The 17,066-nt window shown below is 47.1% G+C and carries 12 protein-coding genes; 8 read left to right on the top strand and 4 right to left on the bottom strand.

Annotated elements, in window-relative coordinates:
* The first annotated feature begins 220 nt into the window (after positions 1–220).
* Both QUB26_RS19325 and QUB26_RS19320 read left to right on the top strand, forming a co-directional pair.
* Entirely contained in the window at positions 221–1,132 is a 912-nt protein-coding gene (locus tag QUB26_RS19325; protein ID WP_333236810.1) for an alpha/beta fold hydrolase, read from the top strand.
* Positions 1,133–1,313: 181 nt separating this feature from the next.
* Positions 1,314–2,300 (top strand): aldo/keto reductase, encoded by a 987-nt coding sequence (locus QUB26_RS19320; protein ID WP_333236808.1) that lies wholly within the window; start codon positions 1,314–1,316, stop codon positions 2,298–2,300.
* 351 nt (positions 2,301–2,651) lie between these two features.
* On the opposite strand, the gene QUB26_RS19315 is transcribed toward QUB26_RS19320, so the two are convergent.
* Together QUB26_RS19315 and QUB26_RS19310 are read right to left on the bottom strand one after the other, a co-directional pair.
* Entirely contained in the window at positions 2,652–2,792 is a 141-nt protein-coding gene (locus QUB26_RS19315; RefSeq protein ID WP_190736053.1) for a hypothetical protein, read from the bottom strand.
* Between the two features lie 108 nt (positions 2,793–2,900).
* Positions 2,901–4,592 carry a transglutaminase family protein gene (locus QUB26_RS19310; protein WP_333246853.1) on the bottom strand — a complete coding sequence of 564 codons (1,692 nt, stop codon included), beginning with the start codon at positions 4,590–4,592 and terminating at the stop codon, positions 2,901–2,903.
* A gap of 407 nt (positions 4,593–4,999) precedes the next feature.
* On the opposite strand from QUB26_RS19310, the gene QUB26_RS19305 reads away from it, so the two are divergent.
* The 5 genes from QUB26_RS19305 (at position 5,000) to QUB26_RS19285 (ending at position 14,721) form a co-directional block, all read left to right on the top strand.
* Entirely contained in the window at positions 5,000–5,866 is an 867-nt protein-coding gene (locus tag QUB26_RS19305) for a DUF928 domain-containing protein (protein ID WP_333292636.1), read from the top strand.
* 164 nt (positions 5,867–6,030) lie between these two features.
* Positions 6,031–6,273: a hypothetical protein gene (locus QUB26_RS19300; RefSeq protein WP_333319264.1), complete on the top strand. Its 243-nt coding sequence runs from the start codon at positions 6,031–6,033 to the stop codon at positions 6,271–6,273.
* Between the two features lie 24 nt (positions 6,274–6,297).
* The gene (locus tag QUB26_RS19295; RefSeq protein ID WP_333319262.1) at positions 6,298–8,457 is read left to right on the top strand and encodes a ShlB/FhaC/HecB family hemolysin secretion/activation protein; all 2,160 of its coding nucleotides are present in this window, start codon (positions 6,298–6,300) and stop codon (positions 8,455–8,457) included.
* 43 nt (positions 8,458–8,500) lie between these two features.
* Complete coding sequence (locus QUB26_RS19290; protein WP_333302366.1) at positions 8,501–8,698, top strand: hypothetical protein; 198 nt, start codon at positions 8,501–8,503, stop codon at positions 8,696–8,698.
* A gap of 206 nt (positions 8,699–8,904) precedes the next feature.
* The gene (locus QUB26_RS19285; RefSeq protein ID WP_333236796.1) at positions 8,905–14,721 is read left to right on the top strand and encodes a CHAT domain-containing protein; all 5,817 of its coding nucleotides are present in this window, start codon (positions 8,905–8,907) and stop codon (positions 14,719–14,721) included.
* 110 nt (positions 14,722–14,831) lie between these two features.
* On the opposite strand, the gene QUB26_RS19280 is transcribed toward QUB26_RS19285, so the two are convergent.
* Together QUB26_RS19280 and QUB26_RS19275 are read right to left on the bottom strand one after the other, a co-directional pair.
* On the bottom strand, positions 14,832–15,230 hold the full coding sequence (locus QUB26_RS19280; protein ID WP_333207818.1) for an alr0857 family protein: 399 nt from the start codon (positions 15,228–15,230) through the stop codon (positions 14,832–14,834).
* A gap of 160 nt (positions 15,231–15,390) precedes the next feature.
* Positions 15,391–15,906: an HNH endonuclease gene (locus QUB26_RS19275; protein ID WP_333056402.1), complete on the bottom strand. Its 516-nt coding sequence runs from the start codon at positions 15,904–15,906 to the stop codon at positions 15,391–15,393.
* A 571-nt stretch (positions 15,907–16,477) separates the two neighbouring features.
* Here QUB26_RS19275 and QUB26_RS19270 point away from each other — a divergent pair.
* A complete protein-coding gene (locus QUB26_RS19270; protein ID WP_333106569.1) occupies positions 16,478–16,813 on the top strand; it encodes a hypothetical protein in 336 nt (111 codons plus the stop codon).
* Positions 16,814–17,066 lie beyond the last annotated feature (253 nt).

The following is a 17,066-nucleotide window of genomic DNA, read 5'->3' as shown; positions in this document are numbered from 1 at the left end:
ATCCAAAATGCGATCGGGTCAAATATCTCCCATTGCTGCGCCCCTCACAAAATCAATATTTGTTACAAAACTTATTAATTATGAGTGCGTGAGAGCCCGATATCTCAACTCGCCCAAATTGACCAATCCTTTGCTGGCGCAACTCCGGCTCCTTGGTAAAACTATATAAATCTGAATGTCGCGATACAATAGTTAAAGTAAATAATTATTTCTTTACATTATGCAAGCAACCCCAGCCATAAACACAGCCCCCATAGCTGGAACTTACTGGCAGTGGCGAGGGCATTCAGTATACTACGTTCGATCCAGCGATCGGCATCCAGAACGCCCTCCCCTGCTGTTAATTCACGGTTTTGGAGCATCCACAGACCACTGGCGCAAAAATATAAGCGGCCTGAGCAAAGACTTTGAAGTGTGGGCGATCGACCTTTTGGGATTCGGGCGATCGGCAAAACCCGAATTACAGTACAGCGGCGACCTCTGGCGCGACCAACTCCACGACTTTATCACCAACATCATCGGCCGGCCCGCCGTACTAGCAGGCAACTCCCTCGGAGGCTACGCCGCCTTGTGTGTAGCCGCCCAGCGCCCCGAATCAGCAGCCGGACTCATATTAATCAACAGCGCCGGCCCCTTCAGCGAACCGCAGCCCGCACCCGAAGCCCCGCCCTTGCAAAAAGCCATATCTGCAGTAGCTAAAACCTTATTTCAGCAAGATTGGGCAAGTTTTCTGCTGTTCCAGTACGTGCGCCAGCGATCGACAATTCGGAAAACCCTAGAAAAAGTTTATCTCGACCAAAGCGCCGTCACAGACCAATTAGTAGAAGAAATATACCTTCCCTCCTGCGATCCCGGTGCCCCCAAAGTATTCGCGTCCGTATTCCGAACACCCCAAGGCGAAAAAATTGACGTATTACTTAGTCAATTAACCTGCCCGTTGCTAATGCTTTGGGGAGAAGGCGATCCGTGGATGAATTCCACAGAAAGAAGCGCCAAATTTCGCAAACACTATCCGCAGTTGACAGAACACTTTATCAAAGCCGGTCACTGTCCCCACGACGAAGTACCAGAACAGATAAACGAACTGATTCGCGCATGGATAATTGACAAGGGCATGGGGCATGGGGCATAGGGCATAGGGCATGGGGCATGGGGCATAGGGCATGGGTTACTGGTTATTGGTTATTAGAACGAATAACTAACAAGAAACATAGGACAAATAACCAATGACTCATGACTAATGACTAATGACTAATGACTTCATTTAACTTTCAGGTTAAATTATACTTACATATTCTGAGGAGACGGAAACAATGACCCGCAAAAAGACTCGCCGCCATTTTATATTGAGCAGTATAGCTGTTGCCAGCGGCATTGCAGGTGCTAAGGCGATCGAACAGCAGGATCGGGAAATCATAGCCGCACCCAATAACCAGGCGGCCGCCACAGTAAAAATGCCAGAACGACTTTTAGGCAACACCGGCGTGAAAGTGCCGATTTTCGGTTTGGGGGGGGCCGGACAAACACCGCTGTCGCAGCCGGGAAGAGAAGCAGAAGCAGCGGCGCAAATTGAACGGGCGATCGAACTAGGCATTCGCTATTTTGACACGGCGGCCGACTACGGGCCCAGCGAAGAAAACTTAGGCAAAGTTTTGCCACCATATCGAGATCGCCTATTCCTAGCCTCAAAAACCGCCGCCAGAGACAGAGACGGTGCGTGGAGAGACTTAGAGCAATCGCTCAAAAGATTGAAAACCGATCGGCTAGACTTGTGGCAACTCCACCACGTCTCATTCCAAGCCGAATTAGACCAAATTTTCAGTACCAAAGGAGCAATAAAAGCGATCGAAGAAGCCAAACAGCAAAAAATAATTCGTTTTTCCGGCATCACCGGACACCACGAACCAGCCATCATTGCTGCAGGCTTGGAACGCTATCCTTTTGACACAACATTAATCTGCCTCAACGCCGCCGAAAAACATCACCCGCGCTCCTTTGTTACCAGCGCTTTACCAGTGGCCAAAGCCAAAAACATCGGCGTCATAGCCATGAAAATACCAGCTTACGGCAAATTATTTCAGAACGGTGTTTTAGATGGAATGCACCAAGCAATGGGCTACACGCTTTCACTTCCCGGCGTGCACTGCTGCGTCATCGCCGCCGAGTCAGTAAAGCAATTAGAAGAAAACTTAAAAGTCGCCCAAGCATTCAAACCCCTGAACCCAACAGAAATGGCAGCACTTGAAAAACGCACCGCCGCCGCTTGGCAAGAAAATACATTTTTCCGACAGTGGACTTAAGATATCAACTCCAAAATTCCCTTTTTCATCTGTGTTTATTTTAGTGTTTTTATTGTGTCGCGGGCGTCCCGCCCGCGGTCTCAACTCCACGCTTCATCGGAATTATTCATCTCTCTTATCTCCCTCTGTGTTCTCTGCGTTCTCTGTGGTTAAATCCTTCCGATCCAACCGGAAACGATATGAATCATAGTTTTGTATGAAAACTCAAGTCCTCACTACGAACCTACAACGTTTATGTTACCAAACTTGATATCATCTGCGGTGAAAATACCTCAAATCACAAAACAAGGCGAGCCAACCCGCTCGCCTTGCTTATTATCATAAAAAATGCACTTTGTCAACAGCAAAGAGCTACTTTTTTTTCCGTTTAGCCTTATCTAACCGCCTACGATCGCGCCACTCAACAGAAGTCAAATAAGCCACCCCGCCAGTCACTGTCACTAGCAGTACAAAGGCCACTAAAACGAGAAAATTAGCAATCGAAAATTCCACAACCCCTCTTCCTCTGATTTTACATTTTCTACTTTCGATTTTAGATGAAAAATGTTAACAATTAACAGTTGAATTTAGACGGCTAACTGTTAACTGTTAACACTCCCTTCAAACTGCTGGCAACTCTGACAAAATGGTAAACCTAACATGATTAATTGCCAGACTTCCCACGGAAACCTCCTCCTTATTTAAAGGAAGACCGCCGCTAGTGAGACTTTGAAACCGAATTCCCTTGCCAATTTCTACGTGATACCAAGCCAAACCCATAAAAAATCGCAACGGATAAGGGCCTCTGTCTTGAATATCATCAGGATTAGATTCCATCGGCACCCAGCCAAAACCTGGAATGTAAAATTCCAGCCAAACGTGATTGAAATCCGGTTCCAGCGACACACCTTTTCTGTCACCAAAAGCGGGGCACTTGTAGCGGCCGATCGTGCGGCAAGCAATCCCGTTTAACCTAGCCAAAGCTAACAAAAGTCCCACATATTCGCCACAGGAACCGATACCACGCCGCAGCACAATATCGGGAGTGTCAATGTGAGGCCTAATTCCGTAAGAAAGTTGATCGTAAACAAAATTACGAATGCTCAGCAATTGCCTGAGAATGTTAGTTTCCGAGCCAATGGCAGCCACAGCAGCCGATCGCACAATTTCCGTATCCATCGCCAAATTGTCATTATCTACCAAATACTTAGCTGCAAACTCCGGCGACAGCTTCGGAATCTTTTCCACATCCCTCGGTGACAACTGATACTTAATCGATCGAACTTCTAACAAAGCCTTCCAGCCAAAAATTCGGCGTTCCCCAGGGTGCAGCCGATCAAACTTAAACACCGCCACCCGTTCCCCTTCCTGAATTTCCTCAGTAAAAGGCATTCCAATCGGCGTAATTTTCCTAACCTTTTGCCGGTGAGTTTGCGAAGGCAAAGCAATCCGCCACTCCAAATTTTCGATATCTACCTCATCGAGAGGAGACAGTTCCTCCACATAAGACATTTCCATCAAAAAACCGTTTGACAAAGCGTAGCGATCGGCTTCATTGTAGTGAAAAGACAAAGGCTGAATAAAAGTGCGATCGCGCTTCGTCAACTGAAAAGGATCTTCCGAATTCGGGTCATCCCGGATGTAAAGTTCATCCCCGGCATAAGCCACGTACAGAACCTCCTCCCCCGTTTCGGAATCCTTGTGAAAAGCCAAACCCGAAGGCGACTCAAAGGGAGTCAAAACACTAAATTTAATCTCCCCAGTTCCCCGTTCCAAACAGTAAACAGTTTGCTCAGTCTTGTCGCAAACCCAAATTTCCTCATCCCGGACTGTGATATTTTCTACCCCAATACCGGGGGCGTAAAACCGAGTAATTTCCCGACCACTTTTCAGATCAAAAACCAGAATATAGCCCAATCTCTGGCAAGTCACATAAAGCGTAGATTTCCACACAGCAATCCCGTCAGCAGGATAAGAAAGCGAAACAAAATGTTCCGGTTTGAGTTCAGCGATCGCCCCGTCCAGAATTGCGCCCCGACAGCAACAAATATCCTCATCCCGCGCAAACCAGAGAGTATCTTCCGAAATAGCCAGCCCCGTTGCGCCGGCAAACTTAGCCGTTTGATAAGGATTCAAAACCGTAGTGTTGTCACTTTCTCGATCGATCTCCAATAGCAGCCCTTCGGCGCGATCGACAGCGAACAACCTATTTCCTAAAAAAGCAATGCCGTGCAGTGCCAAGACTCCGATGGGTCTGACCATCCGCAGCCCCGAAGGCTGTTTGTCCGAGAGAACAGGTGAATCGAGATTCATGCTAAATTTCTTGCCGGTATTGTACACAAAAACTGATTTGTAACTTGTAGCCGATCGCTTGAGGTTCACCAGCAAAATTGCCGAGTTTCCTGATATCCAGGACTGACGCATCAACCAGGTGTTTTTACCAAAAGACGCGTTGTAGCCTCTTGCTAGAGTTAAAACACCCCGAATATTAGGGTTTAACAAGCTCAACCCAACCTGCTGCAGTGAATGGAAGTAAGTATAACTACTAAGCTACCACTGACAAACGCGACAGAGAATTCTATGTTGAGCAGAGCGACCCAAATAATCGTATCTGCCTGAAGATATAAATTAAGTACAACAGATTACTATATCGGTCAAAACCTTGGATAGAATAAAACCGTGCGATAAAGTTCCTAGGTTCATCAGAAGGCAGGTTCGTCATGGCTTTGAAGTCTGCTCTAAATATCGGTGCTCTTTCCTTAATTCTGTCTTTAAAGGCACTGGCCGCCGGTAGTTTTTTAATACCAGCAGAGGCTCTCAACAGCCCCGCAAACATTGTCCAGCGCGCATCACCACCGCAGCTACCCCTCAACTGGCAAACAGTTCAACCCGCCCAAGCAAGCGGAAGTAGACCCAACAGCGAGCAATTGGGATCCGCCTGGAATAGCTTTCAACCGCCACAGGACGGAGTACCCGGAAGGCGGGAAGGGGGAGGAACCCGCGGCTTAGAATGCCCCACGGCCACCACTGCCTTAACTGCCTTGATTCCCCAATCAACTATGGGGCAAACCATATCAGCAAAGCCAACATTTTTCTACTACCTTCCCGTAGCCCTAGACAAAACAGTTCAGTTTGAGTTAGCAGACGAAAGGGACAAAACACTATACAAAAAAAGTTTTCGCATGGTAACTAGCCGTGCAGGTGTAGTTAGCGTCAGCCTCGACTCCGACGACAACTCGCCAGCCTTGGAAGTTGGCAAAAACTATCAATGGTACTTTACTATCAAATGCAACCCCAAAAATACAACAGATGATGTTCTCGTTTCCGGGTGGATCAACCGCACCGCACTCCCCCCAACCGTGAAAACAGAGTTGGATCGATCGTCCGATCTCACCAAGCTCAGCATCTTCGCCCAACAAAATCTCTGGTACGAGTACCTGGCAACTCTAGCTCAATTGCGTATCCAGTCTCCCAGCGATGCCAGTTTAGCGAGCCAGTGGTCAGCAGTGCTCAACTCAGTCGAACTCGGCAAAATAGCCCAAGAACCCTTAGTCGCAAGTGAGTTAACACCTATCACAAGAAAATAATTCGACACCAGCTTCACGCAAAGAATGCAGCGGTAGGCCCGTACCCCAAACCCTGATACCCATAAGTCAGTCGATTTTAGATTTTAGATTTTAGATTTTAGATTTACTTGCTGCATTGAATCTGGGAGCAGGAACAGGAGTCTAAAATTTTAGGATCTACACTGATGAGCGTTCGGGGCACGGTATCCGTTTTTGGGCGAGTCATTGCCAAATCTCAAATCTCACATGGTATGAGGGGTGCAGCAAGTACGAAAAGCTCGGTTTCGATCGCGGTATTTGGCAGCGCCACAGATGATTTTTGCCTGTTGCGGGTTGTTTGGTCGATCGTCCTAAATAAATTAAAATTTTTGTACCGATCGGCAGTTCGGACTTCTGGCATATTGAAAGCCGGACTGTGGAAATTTTGATGGTCAAATTTCGCCTAATACTAAATGATAAACTGGCATAGTCAAGCAGGCGACAAACTTATTTTAGAGAAATTATTAATTATGCGCCCGAATGCAAATATTGCACTATTTCGGTTGGGGATTTCACTTCTAACTGCGCTCCCGATGGCTTGCTTGTATGCCAATAAAGCTATATCCCAAACAAACGATATTTCTCAGTTGCCCGTCGCCGCTGACAACTCAGTAGATACGGGCAATCAAGTATTAGCACTTCAAAAACTGGAAATCAAGCAGGATGAAACAGCAACAAACTTAAATCAGCTTCCCGATGCGATCGAGACCAACCCTGAACCAGAAACACAATCGAACCGAGCCGAGAACAGCCAAGATGCCTGTTCCACAAGCAGTTTGATTGATTGTGGTACGGGCATCTTGCCCGTAGCAAAAAATCTGGTTGACAACGATCGCCAATGTCAGAACCCGCTAGATTGTAATTTTTTAGCCCAGAACCCGCAGACGCCACCGGGAAACCTCCCGCCCGACTTAAACCGCGATCTAGTACCAAATCCGCTGTTACCGTCGCCGCCGACTCAGCCAGATCCCAATCGCGATCGATTTCTGCAACCGGCCCCGCAGCCTTCCCCAGAACCTCCCCAAGTACCACCCACAGTAGCGCCGCCGTCTCCGTCGCCAGTTCCCCCAACGCTGCCGAATACACCAATTGATGTGCAGAAAATTCAAGTAGTTGGCAGCACAATTTTAAGCCAAGACGAAATTAATGCCTTAGTCAACCCCTTAGAAGGCCGTTCTACCACCCTAGAACAGCTCAAACAAATCGCCGACAAAATTACCGAAATTTACCTCAATCGTGGCTACATCACTTCGAGAGCAGTCTTGCCGCCCCAAACTATCACCGCAGGGGTAGTCCAAATTCAAGTGATTGAAGGCAAGCTAGCCCGAATTGAGGTAGAAGGAACTAAAAGATTGAATCCAAGTTACATCCGCAGCCGGATTCGACTCGGTGCCGGAAGGCCTTTAAGCACAGCTTTATTAGAAGACCAACTCCGGCTGCTGCGAGTCGATCCTTTATTTGACAATGTAGAAGCCAGTCTGCGGGCCGGGGATAATGAAGCCGAGAGCATTCTGATCGTCCGAGTTTCGGAAGCTAATCCATTTCAACCTACTTTCAGCATTGACAATTACTCGCCTCCCAGTGTCGGTTCCGAAAGATTGGGAGTTAGTTTGCGGCACCGCAATATAACAGGAAATGGCGACGAACTGGCAGCAGCTTATTATCGCTCGCTCGGCGATTCAGACGTGTTTGATTTTAGCTATCGCGTGCCGCTAAATGCGATGAACGGCACTTTGCAATTGAGGGCGGCACCGAATCGCAACAGTATCGTACAAGCACCTTTTAACCGTTTTGACATTTCGGGAAAATCGCATTTATTTGAAGTTAGTTACCGCCAGCCGCTGCGGAGAACGCCGATCGAAGAATTTGCCTTATCTGCTGGTTTTACTTATCAGACAGGCAGAACTTTTCTCGAAGGCGAACCGTTTCCTTTTGGCACCGGCCCGGACTCCAATGGTGTCAGCACTACGAGTGCAATTAAGCTGGGACAGGACTACATTCGGCGCGACCCGCAGGGTGCTTGGGCCGTGCGATCGCAATTTACGATCGGCACTAGCTTGTTTGATGCTACTCAAAACGAAGGTTCCGATCCCGACGGACAATTTTTGAGTTGGCTGGGTCAAGTGCAGCGAGTACAGCGATTGAATGACAAACATTTATTAATTTTGCAGGCAGACTTACAGTTGTCAGCTAATAGTTTGTTGCCTTCCCAGCAATTTGTAATTGGTGGTGGACAATCTTTGCGCGGCTACCGCCAAAACGTCCGTTCTGGCGATAACGGCTTCAGAGTTTCCATCGAAGATCGGATTACTTTACAACGCGATGCTTCGGGAAATCCCAAACTTCAATTGGCTCCTTTTTTGGATGCGGGTACCGTATGGAACGTTGCGAACAATCCTAATACATTAACCAATCAGACATTTTTAGCAGGTCTGGGTTTGGGGGTAATCTGGGAACCGATACAGCGGGTGAACCTGCGCGTAGATTACGCTTTTCCTTTGGTGAGGATTAGCGATAAAGGCGACAATCTGCAAGATAACGGCATTTACTTCAACATAATTTATACGCCCTAAAGGGACTTACTGCTATCTCGCACTATGGTCAGCAACAGGCAAGATGCCTGTTCCACAAAATATAAATTTTATTGTGGAACAGGCATCTTGCCTGTTCATAAAACCCACATTCCGCAGATGTGGGTCAAAAGATAATAACATCGACGAGCCAACGCCCCGCCGATCGATTCAAGTTACATCCCTTAACGTCTTTTCCTCACCGTTGACGCAGCCAATGACAGACAAAGATTATAAAAAATGATAGAGTTTCTCTTTAACATAAATATTTTTTTTTGACAACTAACGCCCAGCGAATCTTAATTTTAATCACCTCGGTAAAAAATGAGCCAACGCTAAGCAGATTTGCCTATCCAAAAAGAAACTATAGCTTTTGGCTTTTACGGATTCGCTAGAGAAAGGTTTAGTTGACCCCCCTCTCCCAATTCTTAACTCTCCCAAAAAACAATTATGCTGCCAGATAAATACCGAAAAGTGCATCGCTGTCTCCCTCTGGTGATAGGAGTTGTATTCGCTACCACCTACAGCATCCCCATCAGCGGCCAACCCAGAACTACCAGAGTGTCTGAGTCATCAACAACAGAAAACCTTAACCCATCAGGAATAAAACAACCAGTACAAGCATTTGCTGGACAACTCGCCGTGTTTTTAGGACATGAGGCGGATGTCACCAGTGCTGTCTTTAGCCCCGATGGCAGTAAAATTTTGACGGCGAGTGAGGATGAAACTGCCCGTCTATGGGATCTTAATGGCAATCATTTAACGGTATTTCGAGGTCATGACAAAGAAGTCAGACGTGCTATCTTTAGCCCCGATAGCCAGCACATTCTGACCATTACTGAGTATGAAGCCATCCGCCTGTGGGATCTCAAAGGCAATCTCCTCAAAGAGTTCCGAGGGGTTGAGAATGGCGATAAAGTCATAAATGCCGTATTTAGTCCAGATAGCCGGCAAATTCTCACCATTAGTCGGTTTTCCGAGCGAGCCGGTTTTAGGGATAAATTTCATTTGTGGGATATCAACGGCAATCTCCTCGCTGAGTTCCAAGGTCATCAAAAGATAACAAGTGGCGGATTAGTCTCCTCAAAAGCTGTATTTAGCCCGGATGGTCGCCAAATCCTTTCTGTCGATTCCCATGGAATTGTTTACTTATGGGATAGCAAAGGTAATCTTCTCAAAGAGTTTCAGGAACATGAAGATAGTGTCATTAATGCAAAATTTAGTCCCGATGGTAGCCAAATCCTCACGGCTAGTGCAGATAAAACTGCCCGTCTGTGGGATACCCAAGGTAATGGGTTAGCCGTGTTTCAGGGGCATAAAGAGTCGGTTTACAGTGCAGAATTTAGTCCCGATGGTCGGCAAATCCTCACCGCTAGTAGCTATACAGCCAGGGTTTGGGATACTAAAGCCAATCTTTTAGCAGAATTCCAGGGACATAAAGTTTATCGCTGGGGTGTACAAGGATTTAGCCCCGATGGCCGGCATATTCTAACCAGTAGTCGAGATGGAACTGCTCAAATTTGGGATACCAAAGGCAATCTCAAAGCAAAGTTGCGGGGACATGAGAGTGCAGTGAGTGCAGTATTTAGTCCAGACGGTAAGCAAATCCTCACCTTTGGTTGGGATCAAGTGCCTCGTTTGTGGGATGTGTCAGCCTCAATTGCTGCTGAATCTGAGCAAATAGTGGCTAGGGAAACCCTTCTAGAAAGTGTGTCTGAAAATAATGCTCAACTGGCAATATTTCGGGGACATGAAAGTTTGGTTAGCAGTGCTGTCTTTAGTCCCGATGGCCGGCAAATTCTCACCGCCAGTCGAGATGAAACGGCACGATTATGGGATCTTAAAGGCAATCTCCTGGCAGAGTTTAAAGGACATGAAGAAGGCGTCTATCGAGCAAGATTTAGCCCCGATGGGAGTCAAATCCTCACCACCAATGGTGAGAACATCCGTTTGTGGGATAACAAAGGCAATCTTCTCTCTGTATTGCAAGGGGGCAGTCACATCAATGCAGTATTTAGCCCGGATGGTAGCAAAATCCTCCCCACCGATTGTCAGTGCTATCCGGTTAGCTTGTGGGATAGCCAAGGTAATCTCCTCACTGAGTTGCGGGTACCCAGGAAAGTTGAGGACATAGAAGAACGGCAGTGGATGGTTAACAGTGCAACATTTAGTCCCGATAGTAGCCAAATTCTCACCGCCAGTGAGGATAAAATTGCCCGATTGTGGGATACCAAAGGTAATCTCTTAGCCGAATTCCCACTCGGACATGAGAAGGCCGTCAAAAGTGTCGTTTTTAGCCCCGATGGTCGTCAATTTTTGACAGCAAGTGATGATGAAACTGCCCGTTTGTGGGATCTTAAAGGTAATCTCCTTGCCGAGTTCCGAGGGCATAAGGAAAGACTCGAAAGTGCTGTATTTAGTCCTGATGGAAGTCAAATTCTGACTGAGAGTTTACATGATACTGCTCGTCTGTGGGATCTCAAAGGCAATCTCTTAGCAGAGTTTCGGGCAGATGAAACACATCTTGGAAGTGCAATTTTTAGCCCCGATGGCCGGCAAATTCTCACGACTAGCAGTGAGACTTTCGGCCCTGGAATCGCCCGGTTGTGGGATACCAAAGGTAATCTCTTAGCTGTGTTTCGGGGACATGAAGGTGCCATTCACAGTGCAGTCTTTAGCTCAGATGGTCGGCAAATTCTCACTGCTGGTAATGAAGGCACTGCCCGGTTGTGGGATGTGTCAGTGGCAATTACTGCCCAAGCCGAGCAAATGGCTGCCCTACAAATTTTTCAGGAAAGCTTGTCCAAAAATAACGCTCAACTGGCAGAGTTACAGGAGAACAACGAAGTCCAGCGTGCCGTATTTAGCCCTGATGGTCGCCATATTCTTACCACGACCGAGAAAATGGTTCACCTGTGGGATACCAAAGGCAATCTTCTAACCGAGTTTCAAGTCCCTCAAGAAAGACTCTCCAGACCTGTATTTAGCCCCGATAGCGGACATATCCTTGCAGTGGGTGATGAAACTGCCTACTTGTGGGATATCAAAGGTAATATCCTGGCAAAATTCCAAGGACACAAGGGTTCTGTTACAAGGGCAGTATTTAGCCCAGATGGGAATCAAATTCTCACTGCTAGTATAGATAGTACCGCCCGTCTGTGGGATACCAAAGGAAATCTCCTGACTGAGTTTCGGGGGCATGAGTATCAAGTCAACACCCTAGTCTTTAGTCCAGATGGAACTCAAATCCTGACCAGCAGTTCGGATAAAACCGCCCGTCTGTGGGATACCCAAGGTAATCTCCTAGCAGAGTTTCGGGGGCATGAGTGGGTTGATAATGCCATCTTTACCCCCGATGGCCGGCAAATCCTTACCCTCGGCAATGATTCCCACGGGTATGCCCGTCTGTGGGATACCCAAGGCAATCTCCTAGCAGAGTTTCGGGGACAGAAGGATGTAGAGAAAGGCTCTAGTTCTAGCAGCAGCGTTGTATTTAGCCCGGATGGTCGCCAAATTTTAATCACCAGTGGGGATAGACTGTCCCGGCTATGGGATATCAAAGGCAATCTGTTAGCCATATTCCGAGATCATGACAGTTCTGTCAACACCGCCGTATTTAGTCCTGATGGTCGCCAAATTCTCACCGCTAGTGAGGATAAAACCGCCCGCCTGTGGGATAACCAAGGCAATTTGTTAGCAATCTTCCGGGGACATGAGGATAGTGTCGAAAGTGCCGTATTTAGCCCAGATGGTCGCCAAATTCTGACGGCGAGTCGGGATAGAACCGCCCGTGTCTGGGATATTGCCACAGGAATCAAAGTTTCTGCGGCTGAAGTCGCATTTTTCAGAGGAAATCAACTGTCTAGCCAAGAAACCGCCGAATCAAGAAAACTCGCCCTTCAAAAATTAGAAGAAGCCCTCGAACTCTATCGTGCAGAGCGAAACTACGCCCAAGCTGCACAGACTCTCTTATCCATTGGTAAGATTTACGTCAATTTCGGACAATTTCAATCTGCCTTAGACTCGTACAATCAAGCGTTGCCATTATCAAAACAAGCAGGTGCTAAAACAGAACAAGCAGCCCTACTCAACAGTCTCGGTCAACTTTACACTGATTTAGCTGACCCGAAAACAGCCCTGGATTACTATAACCAAGCGTTGCCCTTATTTTATCAATTAAATGACCAAGCGACAGTCGCCAACACCCTCAACAACATTGGTAATATTCACGCTGCTACAGGAAACTGGAAAAATGCCCTAGACTCCTACAACAAAGCCCTAGTCATCTCTCGACCCGCAGGTAATTTAGCAGTAGAAGCTACTGCCTTAACTGGCATTGGTAGCACCTACATCGCTTCAAAAGAATGGTCAACTGCCCTGAATGCGTACAACCAAGCCCTGAGCATCTCCCGACACCTAAACGACAAAGTAAAAGAAACCACAGTCCTCAATCAAATGGGGAAAATACAAGCTGCTTTAGGGCAAAGTTCTACCGCCATTGAAAACTATAACCAAGCTTTATCTCTATCCCAACAACTCGGTTACAAAACAGAAGAAGCGCACATCATCTACAATCAAGCCATCTTAAACCGCCAACAAAATAACCTCACAGTTGCCCAAACCGAAATCGAAACCGCAATTAATATTATTGAAAACCTCCGCACTCAAATCGGTAGCCAAGAACTGCGGCAGTCTTACTTTGCCCGCAACCAAGATTATTACCAGTTTTACATCGATTTTTTGATGCAACTGCACCTGAAAAATCCCGATAAAGGTTATGACGCACAAGCCTTTCATGCTAGCGAACGTGCCCGTGCCCGCAGTCTGCTTGAACTCCTCAGCGAAGCCAGCGCAAATATTCGCCAAGGAGTTGACCCGCAACTGCTAGCACAAGAACAAAATTTGCAACAACAACTCAGTGATTTTCAGACTCGCAAATACCAAATTGTCATCGCTCAATCTACGCAAGAAGCTCGGGAGGAAATTCAACAAAAAATCGACACAGTTCTCAATGAACTCGCTCAAATAGAAGCTAAAATTCGCGCCAACAGTCCTCGTTACGCTGCTCTCAAATATCCCGAACCTCTCAACTTGCAACAAATTCAACAACAGGTAATCGATGACAAAACGCTACTTTTAGAATATTCTTTGGGTGAGGAGCGCAGTTATTTGTGGGCGGTGACGAAAACTTCTTTCACCAGTTACGAACTTCCTTCTCGCACCGAGATTGAAGCCACGGCTAAGAATTTCCGCGATACTTTAACCAAAGAGACCACGAGAACCTCTCTTCAAATGGTTGCCGAATCTGCTGCACTCCTGAGCCAAATGATCCTCGCTCCCGTTGCTTCTGAGTTGGGCAACAAGCGCTTGCTAATTGTTGCGGATGGAGCATTGCAATACATTCCTTTTGGCGCACTTACTCTGGAAAAATCAGAAGCGCCGCTAATAGTTAAGCATGAAGTTGTTAATCTGCCTTCTGCCTCAACTTTGGCTATCCTGCGGCGGGATATGGCGACTCGTCAACCGGCTCCAAAGGCGATCGCCTTGTTTGCAGATCCAGTTTTTAGCACTGATGATGAACGGCTCAAAGGCACGAGTACATCGCCTGTAACCAAGAATCAAACTGTTGAAACTCTGCCAGTGGAAGCGCAACAATTACAGAGATCAGCCTCTGAGGCTAACATTTATTGGACTCGCCTACCTTTCTCGCGAACTGAAGCTGAGCAAATCTTGGCTTTGGTACCGGATGATTTGGAAAAACAAGCGTTTGACTTTATGGCTAATCGTACCACGGCAACCGATCCCGATTTATCTCAATATCGCATTGTTCATTTCGCTACGCACGGATTTGCTAATAGCAAACATCCAGAATTATCGGGATTGGTGCTTTCTTTGGTTGATGAGAAAGGTACGTTACAAAATGGCTACTTGCGACTGAATGATATTTTTAATCTCAATTTACCGGCCGAATTGGTGGTGCTGAGTGCGTGTCAGACGGGTTTGGGAAAAGACGTTAAAGGAGAAGGGTTGGTGGGTTTGACGAGAGGGTTTATGTATGCGGGGGCGCCGCGTGTGGTGGTTTCTCTGTGGAGTGTTGAGGATCAAGTAACTTCTGAGTTGATGACACGATTTTACAAAAAAATGCTCCAAGATAAATTAGCGCCTGCTGCGGCACTGCGATCGGCGCAAATCGAAGTGCTACAGCTTCCAGAATGGCAATCTCCTTATTATTGGGCTGCTTTTGGGCTGCAAGGAGAATGGAATTGAGTGCGCTTCTGGCGGGAGAGGGGGAGAAAGTGGGGGAGTGCGATATGAAGAAAATATTTCCTTCTTGCTTCTTCCCTCTTGCTTCTTCCCTCTTCCTTCCACATCCGATATTAATCGCCGACTTCCCCGACAACCTCCGCAGCAGCCTGAGTTTCGAGCCAGAGTTTGAGCAACAATAGTTCTGCCCGATCGCCCAACACAGTCGCAAACACGCCCTGGGCCCCCTCAGACGCATCAGAAATCCACGTACCGCGCAGAGTCACTTCTACAAAGTCAGCATCAGCAACACAAAGCTCGATCGCATCATTGTCGTTTCGGCGCGCCTCAGATTCCAACAGAGACAGCGCTGGCAAATTCGCGGGCAGCAAAAATGCCGCAGTGCTCGGTTCGACGCTGATGCTTTGACCAACTCGCATAGCCAGCACAACTCGCAGCGCCACTAACTGTTCGGGAGATTGAGCCAAACGCTCGAGGTTAAAGCCCGTTTCAGTGTAAGTCAACTTCAGCATATTGACAGCCCTAAATTTGGAATTGAAAGTTAAAAATTGGTAATTGAAAATTGGCGATCGGGAATTGGGAATTGGGATTTAGGGCAGATTTTAGATGAGCATTACGCATCAATTTAAAATCTAAAATCTAAAATCTAAAATCTAAAATTCTTCCCATGCCCTATTCCCCAATTTGGTATTCGTGCCAAAACAGTTCGGCAAAAGCAACAGTGGGGTGTATGGGGGCTTTCGGCTTAGTTCGCAGAGACATTCCAGCTTCTACGGGAGTTCGATCGCCCTTACGAGAATTGCACCGTTCGCAAGCAGTCACCACGTTGTCCCAAGTATGCGGGCCTCCCTTGGATCGAGGCATCACGTGATCCAGCGTCAAATGCCGATTGCTACCACAGTATTGGCAAGAATGAGCGTCGCGGCGCAGAACTTCCCGGCGATTCACCGGGGGCACTTTCCACAGGCGTTCCCTGTTACCAAAAGTCAAGCGGATTTGTTCGGGTACGTGGATGCTGGTGCTGGGCGATCGTACCAGCCAGCCGTTGCCAATGCTAAAATCAAGAGGTTCAGCCTTGCCTGTTACCAACAGTACGATCGCCCGTTTGATGTTGACACGGCTCATCGGTAGGTAATTCTGAGAAAACACCACCACAGATTGCCTCAATACATCAGTTACTACGGTCACGGCTTGCTCCTCCTCATTTGGATTTTGGATTTTAGATTTTAGATTTTAGATTTTGAATCTTGCTTGCTTCGTCAGCATTGGCTACATCTGGTTTTTTCCCAGTTCCCCAAGCCGATCGAATTTCTCAAATATCCAATCAAAATGCCCCCGCTTCTCTTACTTAGAAGCGGGGGCTAGAAAAACTGCTTTCATGCAAATTTTCATCCTGTCTTGGTACAGTTGTTTAGCTGTACCTCCCGCTTCGCCTCTCTCGATCTGGCTGTGCCACTTGCAGACCGTCCCGGTCTACCTCGTTGTCATTAATTTCTGCAATTTGTCCTAATCCACTATAACCAGGTTTAATTAGGCCCAAGCCCGCCCACGAAGTCGCTGCAACAGTCGCAAAACCATTGCTAAAGACGTCCCGTGACGACTCTGAGCGACCCGTGGGGCGATCGCACTTCAGTTGATAGGTAGAGTAGGTGGGGAGAAATTTCAAAGTCGGCAGAAGGTGGTTAAGAGGCTTTCAATCTAGCTGTAAACATACTACACTGATATTACACATATGTCCACCCGTCACGGAGAAAAAATTATGCATACCCTACCTAGAACCTCAACCACCGAAATGGAAGTCACCAGCATTCGACTCGAAAGAGAGCTCAAGGAGAGACTTAAAGAGCTCGCGGGCAATCAAGGCTATCAAGCTTTGATTCGAGATTTGCTCTGGAATTACGTGCAGCAGAAGTCTGGAGAGTATCGGCAGATGTTTTCTCGATCGGATATTCGAGCCAGCATTAATGCCACAGCACAGCAGGAGGAACGCTGCGCGCTTACAGGAGAGTTGATTCGAGCGGGCGGGCCGATGTTATTAGGCCTGACAATGCACGGCGAAATGGTGCCGCTAAGTATAGGGAGTATGGCTGGATAAACGAGTTTATCGAAAATTTGTCAGAGCGATCGGCCTGGGGCCTTCACCCCAGGCGCTGAAAATCGTACTATTTTAGATTTTAGATTTTAGATTTTAGATTTTAGATTTTAGATTTGGGAATGGCTTATCAGATAAGGGTTGGGAGCTTAGCTAGAGTTGCATTGTTTTTGGGAACTGGTATTATAAAACTTCATTAAGTTTATAAGCAGTAGTAAGCAAGAATGATAATATGTAGTCAGGAGGTTAACAATGA

This window comes from Microcoleus sp. B4-C1, from assembly GCF_036705285.1.
GTDB lineage: Bacteria > Cyanobacteriota > Cyanobacteriia > Cyanobacteriales > Microcoleaceae > Microcoleus.
This window is presented reverse-complemented; position numbering and strand designations above follow the sequence as displayed.